We start from the raw sequence: 13,198 nt of genomic DNA, 5'->3' as shown, positions 1-13,198 counted from the left end.
GAAATAGCGGCTTTTTTTTGGTTTTCAACTGAGCGTTGTTTAGAGCTTATATTCGATACCGACATAAGCCGACAAGGGTGCTCCCGGGCTAAGAATGGCATCTGTTTCGGCAGCGACAGCACGCACGCTATGACTGGCGATATAGTCACGCTCAAACAGATTACGCACTTCGGCAAACACCTTGAAGTTCTGATTTGACCAGCCACTCTTCAAGCCAAACAATGTGTATGAGTTCACCTCGTAGCTGTTTACAAAGTCTGCATATCGTTCAGAAACATAGTCTACGGTAGGACCAAAATAGAAACCGTTAGTATGTCGATAGAGGACTTCGCCTTTCATTGTAAACTTAGGTGCGCCCGGCAAGGTGTTATCACCGAGTGAGTCGTCATCATCAAAACGGAAACGATTCCAACTCAGGCTTACCAATGGTGTCACACGATGGTGAAGGTTTTCACTCAAAGCAATATCCGCGCTTAGTAATGCCTCAATACCTGTATGAATCGTATCCTCTGCATTACTGGTAATGAAATTGCCAGGTGCTGCAGGGTCTTCCACAGAAAGAATTTCATTATCCAGTTGCGCATAATAAGCCGAAATATCCCAGCCCCACTGGCTGTGATTGCCCATTTGCATATGTCCTCTTGACCCGACTTCAAGCACTTCGCCTTCCATAGCATCCAGCGTATCCACACCATCTTCAAGTTGATATGTTGTTGGCGGTTCATACAAACGACTTACATTGGTATACAAGCTGGTATTCTGATTCAATTGATAAATCATGCCCAGACGTGGGTTAATGCTATTGTAATCATCTTCAGCTTGCGTAACAGCACCCGAGGAATAAGACGTTGCCCGTACTTCACGGTTAGCTTTAACAGCTTGAGCTCCGGCTATAAACGTCCAGTCATCGGCAAACTGCCAACGATCTAGCACCACCAGTTCCAAGGTGTCAGCATCATTATCATTCACCTGTTGTTTGTTGGCTTTAGCCCCGCCTGACTGGAAGTAGTTTCCGCCATCAACCCAGGTAACACCATAGTTCATACCAATCAGCCAGTCGTGATTACCGACTTTGTGATGATAGCGAGCCATGGTACCCAAATTGCGCTGACGGTTATCAATTAACAGACTGAAAAACTGACCAGCGACAATGGGATGAAACAACTCTTGCTCTTCATAGGAAACGCCGAACTCGAAACGACGATTGTTATCAATATCCCAAATGGTTTTATTGGCCAGACGCCAGCTATCAACATCTAACTGGAAGTGTCCCGCATCCCTGCCATTATTAGTGCCAGCCTGATCCCGATCGTCACGTACTTGAGCACGACTTAAGCTACCAGCCAGTTCTTCATCACTATTTAGCTTGGTGAAGTAAAAACGGGTGGAAATATTCTCACTCAGACGCAAACCACCATTGGCATAAATACCTGTACGCGAGTGTTTTGAGTGATCGCGATAACCATCCCATTGTTTATTTTCAATCGTCACCAGCCCATCAACGTTTTCGCCAAACACCTTAGCGGCAGTCATTCGAGTCAAGCGCTCACCGTGGCTGCCACCAGACACTGATAAACTCAATGGTGATACGTCGTAGGCAGTCTGGGAAATAAAGTTAACTGCGCCGCCCAAAGTACTGGCACCATATTTCATGGCATTAGCGCCACGTGCAAAAACCGCATATTTAGCACTCAGCGGGTCGATAAAACGATTATGGTTATTACCATCAGCTGCCGTGACAGGTAGGCCATCCTGCAAAAGTTTGACACCATTGGTGTCGTAGCCTGTCGCATCCAGATTCGAACCACGGCTGGACAGAAAAATACTGTCAGTCCCCGTCGGGCTAGCCGCCCAAACGCCCGGAACATAACGAAAGGCATCTTCAAGGCTGGAGACTTGCCCTTCGGTAAGAGCATCAATATCAATCAGGCTGACACCACCCGGTGTCTGACGAATTTCCTGCTTTTCGGCTTCCAGTCCCACATTACCCGGTGCAATACTGCTGCCTATTACCTCAAGTTGTTGTAATTCGAGCGTACCGTGTTCTGCATACGCATTACTGACGCTCACTGAAAGGCAAGCTAAAACCAGCGTTTTCAGGGGTGTTTTTAAATTATTATCGCTCATACTCTCTTCCAGTTTTTGTAATGAATTATTTGCTTAATGCATTTAAGCTGGAAGTCTAAAGAGGTCTGAATTGATAAAAATAGGGCATTTCACACAGGCTAGGTGAAATCCCTCAAAACTAGTACAAATACCTACTATTAACGGTCATATTTAGTGATGATGGCCACCCGTACCATCAATAACTCGAACTACCGGTGCAGGGTACTCAAGTTTAGAACCGCCATGTCCGGTGTGCCCGTTATGGCCGGCGTGTTCGCCATGCTGCTGATGAGGTGACGGTTTGCTATCAGGTGTTTGATTCCAGTGACGCTCACCCACCACGCACTCCTGTTTGACTGGAAAGTAAAGTCGAGTACCTGTGCCAACACCAATCTGACCACGAAAAATGAATTCATCAAAGTGATCACTTTCTAGCGTATTGCCATACCAACTGATTTGGGTGACATCCTCAGTCACAGTTTTATGATTGGATAAATACGGCTTCGTCAGTTCTGAGCGGACAACATCCAATTTCCAGCCAGGTTTAGGCATTGGCTTGGCATCTCGCACACCGTAAGGGATATCTATCGTCACTTTGGTCGTCGCTGAGCCATCACAACCATGACTTATCGATATCACACCTTTATAGAAACTGCCGCTTTCGGCGTCTTTCTGCTCAATCACTGCATGGGCATTTGCCACAACTGGCAATGCCAGCATCAACAGGGGGAAAATCTTATTCATGATATTTTCTCTTTTTAAACCTTGTCGTGAAGCATTTACCCCAGCTAAAGGGTGTCTTGCTGCATGAAAATAATTACCATTTTTCTTCTGGACATCGCACCATGCCTCAAGTACCCGCTTTAAGCATGCCACGAATATTAGACAAATGCGCTTTGCCCCGCTCTTTTCGCTCTTCCGGATCAGCCTGAGTTTTTTCCGACATCCAAATCAAATCTTCGGATGGGAGTTCACGTAAGAAACGGCTCTCTTCACAGTCCATTTTCTCACCATAGCGTTTACGGGTATTGGCCATCGTCATCACCAAACTACGCTGTGCCCTTGTTATTCCTACATAGGTCAATCGACGTTCTTCTTCAATAGAGTCTTCTTCAATACTGTTGCGGTGCGGCAGAATCTCTTCTTCCATTCCGATCATAAATACGTGTGGAAACTCTAGTCCTTTCGCCGCATGTAAGGTCATTAAATGCACTGCATCGGCCTGATTTTCATCTTCCTGTCGGTCCAGAATATCCATCAGAGTCAATCGCGCGGCAATGTCGCCAATACTTTTTTGTTCGGTATCATTTTCGATGATGCGTTCAATCCAACTGAGCAGTTCCAACACATTATCCATCCGGCGTTCTGCTTTGTTTGGATCACCACTGGTTTCTTCCAGCCAGCCGCGGTATTCAGTTTCCTCAATCAAATCCCGAATTGCACTCATCAAGTCGCCGCGTTTCGCACGATCAGCAATATCCACCAGCCAGTTAGCAAAATGTTCTAAATTCAGCATCGCTTTTGCTGATAATTGCTCTGCCAAACCAAACTCAAAACAAGCACCAAACAGACTGGTTTGACGTTCAGTCGCATAATTACCCAATGTCTGCAAAGTCGTGGAGCCTATGCCACGTCGCGGTGTGTTGATAACACGCAAAAACGCATTATCATCATCTTGATTAGCCAGCAGGCGCAGATAAGCCATTATGTCTTTCACTTCGATACGCGAGAAAAACGAGGTGCCACCGGTGAGGAAGTACGGCACATTATGCTCTCGCAAGACCCTTTCAATCGGTCGTGATTGGTGATTACTGCGATACAAAATCGCATAATCTTTAAAACTCGCCTGATGTTTTAGCTTGTGATACAAAAGCTCGGAGACAACTTTTTCAGACTCATGGTCGTCATCACGACAGCCAATCACTCGGATTGGATCGCCCTCTCCCATCGCACTCCAAAGTTGCTTTTCAAACACATGCGGATTATTTCTGATAAGCGTATTGGCAACACGAAGAATGCGTCCCATTGAACGATAGTTCTGCTCCAGTTTAATCAACTTCAATCGAGGATAATCCGTTTGTAACTGCGCCAGATTTTCAGGTCGCGCGCCGCGCCAGGAATAAACCGACTGATCGTCGTCGCCGACCACCGTGAAGGCTTCACGAATACCGACCAGCTGTTTGACCAGCTCATACTGACAACCGTTGGTATCCTGATATTCGTCCACCAGCAGGTAATGAATACGCGCTTGCCACTTTTGCAACACTTCACGGTGCTCACGAAACAAGATCACCGGTTTTAATATCAAGTCATCAAAGTCGACCGCATTATAGGCTTTAAGGGCCTCAACATAACGAGGGTAAACTTTGGCAGCAGACATCTGTGTCCCTGCTTCGGCAATCTGCATTGCCTTATCAGGCAAGATAAGCTGGTTTTTCCATTCAGAAATTTGCCACTGCACCTGTTCTGCATGTTCACTGTCAGCGGCAAAGTCACGCCCCATCAGATCACGCAATACAGCCAAGCTGTCTTGTGCATCAAAAATCGAAAAACCACTGCGAAATCCAAGGTGCTTATATTCACGACGCAGAATATTCAAACCCAAAGTGTGAAACGTCGATACCATCAAACCCCGTGCAGAGGCATTTTCGCGGGTCGCCATCAACTCTGATACCCGGCTTTTCATTTCACGTGCCGCTTTGTTGGTAAAGGTCACCGCAGCAATATTACGGGCATTAATACCGCACTGCTCTATCAGGTAAGCAATTTTACGGGTGATAACACGCGTTTTACCACTGCCTGCACCAGCAAGTACTAATAAAGGTCCATCAATATGACGCACAGCTTCCCGCTGCTCTGGATTTAGATCATTCACAGGCCTTTTTTGTCCATACGTCGATACCCAATTGCCTCACTGAGATGTTCAGTAAGAATGTCACGACTCCCCGCCAAGTCGGCGATGGTGCGAGCGACTTTAAGAATCCGATGATACGCCCGTGCAGACAGGCCAAGGCGGGTTGTCGCCTTTTCTAGCAACTGATAATCACTGTCTTTCAAGGAAAAATAAACCTCTCTTTTCTTTATGTTGTAGTACATGTTCGTCTTGTCAGCCAATTTGCTCATTAAAGGTGCTAACAAATCAATGGCAACCAACATGGTGCCTCAGCTACACAACTATGGTAAGAGTTCATCGCCTTTACCAGTTGAAACTGTGCGACAAGCTCTGTCTGATTCATAGCGCGAAAAATAGTGATCTTGCCAGATTCTATCGGTTCGCGCAGCACTTCCAATTCGCCTAAGTCAAATTCGAGCAACTCACCCAGAAGTAACATCGTATTATGCGCAAGTTGTGGCTTATCGTAGTCATTGTTACCCCCCATCCAATCGATGGCAAACATCCTGCACGTATCGATATCCATTTACCTTGTTGAAGAGCGCCCTTCTGGTTCGGTTCAAAATTTATCTAAGAGCTGATAGGCTTTGTTTTTATTATCCACAGATCATGGCAGGGAGCCAGCAGCCACAGAATTAACGTTTTTCTCTGTAGCTTCTGAAATACAAGGACATAGGATGAAGAAAACACTGATCACCCTCGCACTGCTCGCAAGTACAGCGACTGCCGCAGCCTCTTCGGCTGATACCACCGCATCAACGAATAAGTGGAATCCACGCATTGACTTTGAAGGCAAGCTTGGAAATGACCGTAGCATCGCTGAAGCCGATCTGCTCATCCCTTTATGGCAAAACAACGATAGTCTGCTGTTTGCCAATATCCGTGGTCGTCTGGATAACGATGATAGTTATGAAGGCAATATTGGCCTCGCGCTCAGACACATGCTCGACAATGGCTGGAACCTCGGTGGTTATGGCTATTTTGATCGTCGTAAAAGTCCCTATGATAATTTTTTCAACCAAGTAACCTTGGGGGTAGAAGCACTGTCGCTCAACTGGGATTTGCGTGCTAATACTTATATTCCAGTTGGTGAATCCAGCTACGCTGAAGATAGTCTTGACACTGTGGACTTTTCTGGCACTACGATCACTTATCGCGCCGGGGAGGAACGCTCCATGCGCGGCTACGATGCTGAGGTCGGTTGGCGGATCCCTGTATTCTCCCCGGAAGCTGATAAGCAACTGCGTATCTACGCTGGTGGTTATCGCTTTACCGATAGCAAGGCCGATACCATTCAGGGTCCACGTGCTCGGTTGGAAATGAAATTCAATGAATTACCTTTTTTATCGAGAAGTTCGCGTCTGTCACTGGGGCTGGAATATCAGCATGACGATCCCCGTGGCAGCCAAAGCTTCGCCGTATTACGACTAAGCATTCCATTAGGTGGGTCGAAAGCTAAAGCTGGCCGCCGCCTGACGCCAATGGAACAACGCATGACCGACCCTATTGTTCGCGACGTCGATATTGTAAGCCAAAGCGGGAGCTATGGCTCGGCAGAAAAAATTACTGAAACAGCCGATGGCGACGCTATTACACTGCTAGATAGCAGCAGCATCACCAATAGTACTGATTTTGTAGCCGCCATCAATGCCGCAGGAACCAACTCAACCGTCATATTAAATGGCCATTATACGAATATCGATGATGTCTCGACTCTACAGAATGGTCAGACCATTTTGGGGTCAGCGCATCTTAACGTTAAAACCCCTTCTGGTAGAGCAGTAACGATTGCCACGCCATCGGCAAGTATTATGGGCGAAGGTAGTAATGGCGGTGCAGGTGGCGCCAGACGTTTCTTTAATATGGCGGATAACAGCAGCCTTATCGGGGTTAAGGCATATATTAATCGAGCAAGTTCAATGTCGATAGCCAAAATTGAGGGGAAACAAAATGTCCAAATTCTGAATAATACATTCAGAAGCACGAGTAGCGCTACGGCGAATGGTTTACAGATTGAAGACTCCCATAATGTCACCATACATAACAACAATTTCGACATCGTCGCCAATGGAAGTGGTGGTCAGGTCGTAAGTTTTATTGGTACTAACTCCAATATCGACTTTTCGAATAACACCATGGTTTTACGAGGAACTACTTCAGATATTAACCAAAATACTTACTTTTTTGCTGGCGGTGTGACGATCAATAATCTATCAGGCACGGGCAATACAGCCAATATCGCCCGCTGTTACAGCGTGAGCACCTTTACCATTACAGGATCAATTGAAACCAATGGAAATAGTTACTGCCCACCATAAGCTAACTAACGTCGTTGCTGGACAGTAACACGCCATTAGTCAGGCCTTGTCTTAGTAGGTCAGTCCTTTTTGATCCATACGTCGGTAACCAATTGCTTCACTAAGATGTTCAGTCCTGATATCACGACTGCCCGCCAAGTCGGCAATGGTGCGAGCGACTTTAAGAATCCGATGATACGCCCGTGCAGACAGGCCAAGGCGGGTTATCGCCTTTTCTAGCAACTGATAATCACTGTCTTTCAAGGAACAATAAACCTCTATTTCTTTGTGTTGCAATACATTATTCGCTTTGCCTTGCCGCGCAATTTGCTTATTGCGTGCACGAACCACACGGCTGCGAACCTGCTCTGATGTTTCAGCACTGCTATCAAGGCTTGAGCCGCGTAGCAGAGTTTTATCTACTGGCGGCACTTCCACCAGCATATCGATTCGGTCCATCAATGGCCCCGATACTTTGCCACGATAACGACGCACTTGTTCTTCCGTACAATGGCATCGCGATTCACCTAGATATCCGCAAGGGCAAGGATTCATCGCCGCCACCAGTTGAAACTGTGCGGGAAATTCCGCCTGATTCGCAGCGCGAGAAACGGTGATCTTGCCAGATTCTATCGGTTCACGCAGTACTTCCAACACCCGTCGGTCAAATTCGGGCAATTCATCCAGAAATAGCACCCCATGATGCGCAAGTGAGATTTCGCCGGGACGCGGTTGACTGCCTCCCCCGACTAAAGCTACCGCCGAAGCGGTATGGTGTGGCGCCCGAAAAGGACGCTGTTGCCACTGCGCTACATCAAAGCCTTTGGATGCCACCGAATGTATCGTCGCAGCCTCGACAGCTTCTTGTTCCGTCATTTCAGCGAGAATGCCAGGCAAGCGACTGGCCAACATGGTTTTACCTGTGCCCGGCGGACCAGACAATAACAAACTGTGATTACCCGCCGCTGCAATTTCCAATGCTCGCCGTGCGTGGCCTTGACCACGCACGTCAATCAAATCTGGGTAGTCAGGCTGATAGTCTTTTTGCTCGGCTATCAACCCAGTTAATCGTACCTGCCCATGCAAATGTGAGCACACTGCAAGCAGGCTATCTGCACCAAAGCTCTCAGCCTGTTCAATTAAGGATGCTTCAGCGGCGTTATCGGCAGGAAGAATCAATATTTTCTTGTCTTTGCCAGCCGCCAGAGCGGTTGGCAAAACGCCCCGTACCGGCCGACATTCGCCGGTTAAACTAAGCTCACCGATAAACTCTTTATCACTCAAAGCAGACAGCGGAAGCTGTCCGGATGCAGCCAAAATACCCAATGCAATAGGTAAGTCGAAACGTCCTCCTTCTTTGGGTAAGTCAGCAGGCGCCAAATTTATCGTGATACGTTGTTGCGGAAACGTAAAGTGCGAGTTGAGTAATGCCGATCGCACTCTATCCTTACTCTCTTTAACAGCAGTTTCTGCCATACCTACTATTGATAAACTCGGCAAGCCATTGGAGAGGTGAACTTCAACGGTGACGGCCTGAGCTTCAACACCGGTCATGGCCCGGCTATGTATTGTTGCAAGCGTCATTATCCATCCTTGGAGAAAAAACTAGCATGTCATTCTAGCTGATAAGGCTTTTGAGTGTAATGAAACTATTCACGTTTCAGATTGACGTAAACCGTGTTGCTAACGTTATTTTTTAATAGCTAAACGCTTGTGTTACTTTATGTAGCGCGCAATCAATCTCAAAATCATTCTCGGAGACTCTATGAACAAGCCCAGCTTGAGGACGCTTTTTTTATTAATTTCAAGCACTTTCACCACTTCCATAATGGCCGATCAGGTGGTTCTGGACGATGGCAGTTTGCTCAAAGGCACACTGAAAGAGGTCGCAAATGGTCAGCTCGTTATCAATACGGCATTTGCAGATGATGTCACCATCGATTACAGCCGTGTTAGCAAACTGACAACGGATGAGAAGTTCCTGATTGAATTAAACAGCCGGGATCGAATTGTGGGTCAATTGAGTGTTAATGCCAACGGTCAACACACTCTGACCAATACAGCATTTGGTACTGTAAACGTCGATCCAGCTAACATCAGAAGCGTCTGGGCAACCGATGCGCACAAGCCACAGGTTGCGGCAGTTGAACAAGAATATCAACAGCAAATCGACGATATAAAAGTCTCAAACGAGCAAGAAAAAGAAGCCCTTAAAGCAGATTATGACCAAGCCCTGGCGGCCATCAGATTGGAACGCGACAAGTTACGTGACCCATGGAGTGGCAGCCTTGCCTTTGGTGTCGCGGGTGCCAGTGGCAATACCAAACGCTTCGGCGCCCAGGGTCGCGGTGAACTACACCGTGAAACAGACATGGAACGCATGGATATGTACCTTGAAGTCAACTATCAAAAAGAAGACGGTGAACAAACCGTCAATGAAAAGTTGGCGGGTGTAGCACTGGAAAGAGATATCACTGAAATGTGGTTTGCTCGTGGTACAGCTGATTTTGAGATTGATGATTTTGAAGAACTTGATCTTCGTGCCATCGCAACCGCCAGCTTGGGTCGTTTCTTCATTCGCGAAGATGACCTTAAGTTTAAAGGCTTCGCCGGTGTCGGTTACCGTTTTGAAAGTTACTCTGATGGCTCAACAGAAAAAGACCCAACGGGTGTACTCGGCTACGATGTGAAATATCGCATGAATAGCCACCTAAAACTGTTCCACGATTTTACTTACTACCCATCATTCAGCAGCCCGGGTAAAAACTATCTGGTTGTGACCAACTTTGGTGGTGAAATGCCTTTAGCTCAGGATAACTGGAAACTCCGTGCCAGTGTTCGCAGTCAGTACAACAGCATGCCAGCACCTGATGCAGAAAAAACCGATACAAGCTATCAAATGAACTTGGTTTACGATTGGGAGTAACACACCAATCTACAAAGAAAAGGCGCCACAAGGCGCCTTTTTTATAACTATCGTTACAAGCTATTTTGCAGCTAGAATAACTCGTTAAATCAACACAACAGTGAACAAACAGACAAAATCATTCAAGGAAAACATTAGCGATGAAAAAAGCGTTCTCAATCCTTTCGCTTATCCTGCCTTTATTTCTGACCGCCTGCGGTTCAGATGAATTTAAAGGCCGATATACCGATCAAGAAGGACTTAAAAGTTATGAATTTTTACCGGACGGAGAACTCCGTATCGTTAGCGATAAAAATGAAACGTTTGGCCGCTATGAATATGAGTCAAACGACAAAAAAATCACGCTGATGTCTGAACAGAACACACCAAGCGGAACCGTTACAGTCAATGAAGACGGCAGCCTGCAACTCGATGCGACAACGCTCACACGCTCTGTCGACACAGCAATGTTGGCAAATTCAACCTGGATTGGTAATGAAGGCCAATACACCTTTACCCTGACGTTTACGCCAACGGAAAAAGGTCTGGAAACCTACTCTGAGTTAGTCACCTACTACGATGACGACATGACCTATGTTTACCAAACTGACGATAGTATTACCAAGCTCAGCGGTAATCAGTTGTTTCTGGATAATACGGTTTATAGCGTATCGGATGTCAGTGACACCAGCTTAAAACTATCTATTGGTAACCAAAGTATGGTGATTCATAAACACCCCAAAGATACTCGCATTGAATTCCGTGATGGTTACAGCAATGTTGATGATGAATAACGCACATGGCTAAAAACAAAAAAGGCGCCTGAGGCGCCTTTTTTTTATAACTCAATTCTCTGCTTAATCCAGATAGGTACAGCAGTAATCAACGAGTTCGATAATTTTGATATCAAACGATGATTCAGCAGGCACGTTGAATGATTCGCCTGCTTGAATATCATGCCACTGGCTATCGCCTTTGAGGCAATAGCTTAATTTACCGGCCATGATTTCCATTAACTCAGCTTTTTCAGTGCCAAAGGTATAATCACCCGGCATCATAATACCCAATGTTTTGTAGCTACCATCAGCAAATGTCACTTTGCGACTGGTCACCTTGCCATCAAAATAGACGTTTGCTTCACGGGTGACCGTGACATTATCAAATTCAGACATAAAGATTCTCTTAGTTATTTTGTTCCAGTTCTGTCACGCGTTTTTCCAGCGCTTCCAGCTTCTCACGAGTGCGTTGCAACACTTGAGTTTGCACATCATATTCTTCACGCGTGACCAAATCCAGCTTATTAAAGGTAGCGGTTAATGCAGCACGAATATTTTTCTCTGCATCCTCCTGCATCTGCACCAGACCGGGTGGTAAGGCATTAGTGATACTTTGTACCACTTCCTCAATTTTTTTAGTATCAATCATCTTCTATCCCTTCAGGTTTCAACATCTTTATTCTACGGGTTTAATAGACAGACTCAATGCGCTATTTACTGCCGAGCAAAGAACCTAACAAGCCTCTCACTAATTTGCCGCCAATCTGTGTGCCGATAGAACGCAACGTACTTTTGGCGAAGGCTTCAAACATCGACTGTCTTTGTCGTGTTGCTGGTTTTTTCTTGGTTTTAGTTGAGACTTGCTTTGTCGCTTGTTTTTCCATTTGTTCAGCGCGTTCCATTAACACTTCGTGCGCCGACTCACGATCCAGTATTTTTTCGTAAACACCGGCAACCAGCGACTCGTTTAATAGGCTTTGTCGTTGAGAATCTGTAATGGGGCCAATTTGACTCTGTGGTGGTTTGATTAAGGTCTGCTGTACAACCTGGGGCCGCCCTTTTTCATCCAAGGTGGAGACTAATGCCTCACCCACGCCCAATTCTGTTAATTTCTCTCGGGTATCAAACGCCGGATTATCACGAAAGGTTTCTGCCGCTGCTTTTAACGCTTTCTGATCCTTGGCTGTGTAAGCTCGCAAGGCATGCTGAATGCGATTACCTAACTGACCTAATACCGTGTCCGGAATGTCAGTTGGATTTTGCGTCACAAAATATACGCCTACACCTTTGGAACGGATTAGCCTGACCACCTGCTCAATTTTATCCAATAGCACCTTCGGTGCATCATCAAAAATAAGATGCGCTTCATCAAAAAATAAGACTAACTTTGGCTTTTCAGGATCACCAACTTCAGGCAACTGCTCGAATAGCTCAGCCATTAGCCACAATAAAAAAGCACTATATAGCTGTGACGATTGCATCAAATCATCGGCTGCCAGCAGATTGATAACGCCGCGTCCATTGGCGTCGGTTTGCATCAAATCATCTAAATTCAATACCGGCTCACCAAATAACTCGCTGGCGCCTTGCTCTTCCAACGATAATAAACGCCGCTGAATTGCGCCCACGCTGGCAGCAGAGATGTTGCCATATAGCGTACGAAATTCAGCCGCATTTTCAGCAACAAACTGCAACATGGCACGTAGATCTTTTAAATCCAACACTAACCAGCCATTATCGTCAGCCACTCGAAACACCAACGTTAAAATGCCTTGCTGGGTATCATTCAAATTCAGTAATCTTGAAAGCAGCAATGGTCCCATATCGGAGATAGTGGTTCGCAAGGGGTGACCATTTTGACCAAACACATCCCAGCAGGTCACCGGAAAACCGGTAAAACTGAACGCATCCAGTTTCATTATCTCGACACGTTCCGTAATCTTAGGATGCGTTTTCCCTGCCTGACTCACGCCAGACAAATCACCTTTAATATCGGCTGCAAATACAGGCACCCCGATGTTACTAAAACTCTCCGCCAGTCCCTGCAAAGTCACGGTTTTACCGGTTCCCGTTGCGCCGGCAATCAAACCATGTCGATTTGCCATTTCGGGTAACATCGTCACGGCTTGCTCTGCTTGTCCTATAAATATCGGTGCCACCATGCCTCATCCTCTCCGTTCTTGACTCCACACTTTTGCCGATACTGCTTCGTCATTAAAGC

At 46.3% G+C, this 13,198-nt stretch carries 12 protein-coding genes; 3 read left to right on the top strand and 9 right to left on the bottom strand.

All coding sequences use genetic code 11. The features are described 5' to 3' along the window. Window positions 1–39 precede the first annotated feature (39 nt). The 5 genes from MDMS009_RS10745 to MDMS009_RS10725 all read right to left on the bottom strand — a co-directional run bounded on the left by MDMS009_RS10745 (window position 40) and on the right by MDMS009_RS10725 (window position 5,525). On the bottom strand, window positions 40–2,127 hold the full coding sequence (locus MDMS009_RS10745) for a TonB-dependent receptor family protein (protein WP_008291740.1): 2,088 nt from the start codon (window positions 2,125–2,127) through the stop codon (window positions 40–42). Window positions 2,128–2,277: 150 nt separating this feature from the next. Continuing rightward, window positions 2,278–2,850 (bottom strand): YcnI family copper-binding membrane protein, encoded by a 573-nt coding sequence (locus tag MDMS009_RS10740; protein WP_008291373.1) that lies wholly within the window; start codon window positions 2,848–2,850, stop codon window positions 2,278–2,280. Window positions 2,851–2,956: 106 nt separating this feature from the next. Then, window positions 2,957–4,981, bottom strand: coding sequence for a DNA helicase Rep (gene rep, locus MDMS009_RS10735; RefSeq protein WP_043888201.1), 2,025 nt, complete (start codon window positions 4,979–4,981; stop codon window positions 2,957–2,959). After that, window positions 4,978–5,202 (bottom strand): magnesium chelatase subunit ChlI family protein, encoded by a 225-nt coding sequence (locus MDMS009_RS10730; RefSeq protein ID WP_237700515.1) that lies wholly within the window; start codon window positions 5,200–5,202, stop codon window positions 4,978–4,980. Before MDMS009_RS10730 ends, rep begins: the two co-directional genes overlap by 4 nt. Window positions 5,203–5,237: 35 nt before the next feature. Beyond that, window positions 5,238–5,525, bottom strand: a complete 288-nt coding sequence (locus tag MDMS009_RS10725) for an ATP-binding protein (RefSeq protein ID WP_081443620.1) — start codon at window positions 5,523–5,525, stop codon at window positions 5,238–5,240. Window positions 5,526–5,676: 151 nt separating this feature from the next. On the opposite strand from MDMS009_RS10725, the gene MDMS009_RS10720 reads away from it, so the two are divergent. After that, window positions 5,677–7,317, top strand: coding sequence for an inverse autotransporter beta domain-containing protein (locus MDMS009_RS10720; RefSeq protein WP_008291629.1), 1,641 nt, complete (start codon window positions 5,677–5,679; stop codon window positions 7,315–7,317). A gap of 51 nt (window positions 7,318–7,368) precedes the next feature. Here the strand turns inward: MDMS009_RS10720 and MDMS009_RS10715 are convergent, their stop codons facing one another. Next, window positions 7,369–8,880, bottom strand: coding sequence for a YifB family Mg chelatase-like AAA ATPase (locus tag MDMS009_RS10715; RefSeq protein WP_043888198.1), 1,512 nt, complete (start codon window positions 8,878–8,880; stop codon window positions 7,369–7,371). A gap of 244 nt (window positions 8,881–9,124) precedes the next feature. Here MDMS009_RS10715 and MDMS009_RS10710 point away from each other — a divergent pair, with 244 nt between their 5' ends. Both MDMS009_RS10710 and MDMS009_RS10705 read left to right on the top strand, forming a co-directional pair. Beyond that, entirely contained in the window at window positions 9,125–10,222 is a 1,098-nt protein-coding gene (locus tag MDMS009_RS10710) for a DUF481 domain-containing protein (protein WP_008291608.1), read from the top strand. A gap of 140 nt (window positions 10,223–10,362) precedes the next feature. Next, window positions 10,363–10,995: a hypothetical protein gene (locus MDMS009_RS10705; protein ID WP_008291648.1), complete on the top strand. Its 633-nt coding sequence runs from the start codon at window positions 10,363–10,365 to the stop codon at window positions 10,993–10,995. A gap of 63 nt (window positions 10,996–11,058) precedes the next feature. On the opposite strand, the gene ppnP is transcribed toward MDMS009_RS10705, so the two are convergent. The 3 genes from ppnP to MDMS009_RS10690 form a co-directional block, all read right to left on the bottom strand. Beyond that, complete coding sequence (ppnP, locus tag MDMS009_RS10700) at window positions 11,059–11,373, bottom strand: pyrimidine/purine nucleoside phosphorylase (protein ID WP_008291491.1); 315 nt, start codon at window positions 11,371–11,373, stop codon at window positions 11,059–11,061. Between the two features lie 10 nt (window positions 11,374–11,383). After that, window positions 11,384–11,626 (bottom strand): ubiquinone biosynthesis accessory factor UbiK, encoded by a 243-nt coding sequence (gene ubiK / locus MDMS009_RS10695; RefSeq protein ID WP_008291588.1) that lies wholly within the window; start codon window positions 11,624–11,626, stop codon window positions 11,384–11,386. A 61-nt stretch (window positions 11,627–11,687) separates the two neighbouring features. Then, window positions 11,688–13,139, bottom strand: coding sequence for a helicase HerA-like domain-containing protein (locus MDMS009_RS10690; protein ID WP_008291550.1), 1,452 nt, complete (start codon window positions 13,137–13,139; stop codon window positions 11,688–11,690). Window positions 13,140–13,198 lie beyond the last annotated feature (59 nt).

Source organism: Methylophaga thiooxydans DMS010, from assembly GCF_000156355.1.
In the GTDB taxonomy this organism is placed as follows: Bacteria; Pseudomonadota; Gammaproteobacteria; order Nitrosococcales; family Methylophagaceae; genus Methylophaga; species Methylophaga thiooxydans.
The sequence above is the reverse complement of the archived record's forward strand: the minus strand, read 5'-3'. Positions and strand labels throughout refer to the sequence as shown.

Coding starts and splice junctions, on each gene's coding strand:
- MDMS009_RS10745 (WP_008291740.1), bottom strand. CDS start 2,127: ATGAGCGATAATAATTTAAAAACACCCCTGAAAACGCTGGTTTTAGCT.
- MDMS009_RS10740 (WP_008291373.1), bottom strand. CDS start 2,850: ATGAATAAGATTTTCCCCCTGTTGATGCTGGCATTGCCAGTTGTGGCA.
- MDMS009_RS10730 (WP_237700515.1), bottom strand. CDS start 5,202: ATGTACTACAACATAAAGAAAAGAGAGGTTTATTTTTCCTTGAAAGAC.
- MDMS009_RS10725 (WP_081443620.1), bottom strand. CDS start 5,525: ATGGATATCGATACGTGCAGGATGTTTGCCATCGATTGGATGGGGGGT.
- MDMS009_RS10720 (WP_008291629.1), top strand. CDS start 5,677: ATGAAGAAAACACTGATCACCCTCGCACTGCTCGCAAGTACAGCGACT.
- MDMS009_RS10715 (WP_043888198.1), bottom strand. CDS start 8,880: ATGACGCTTGCAACAATACATAGCCGGGCCATGACCGGTGTTGAAGCT.
- MDMS009_RS10710 (WP_008291608.1), top strand. CDS start 9,125: ATGGCCGATCAGGTGGTTCTGGACGATGGCAGTTTGCTCAAAGGCACA.
- MDMS009_RS10705 (WP_008291648.1), top strand. CDS start 10,363: ATGAAAAAAGCGTTCTCAATCCTTTCGCTTATCCTGCCTTTATTTCTG.
- ppnP (WP_008291491.1), bottom strand. CDS start 11,373: ATGTCTGAATTTGATAATGTCACGGTCACCCGTGAAGCAAACGTCTAT.
- ubiK (WP_008291588.1), bottom strand. CDS start 11,626: ATGATTGATACTAAAAAAATTGAGGAAGTGGTACAAAGTATCACTAAT.
- MDMS009_RS10690 (WP_008291550.1), bottom strand. CDS start 13,139: ATGGTGGCACCGATATTTATAGGACAAGCAGAGCAAGCCGTGACGATG.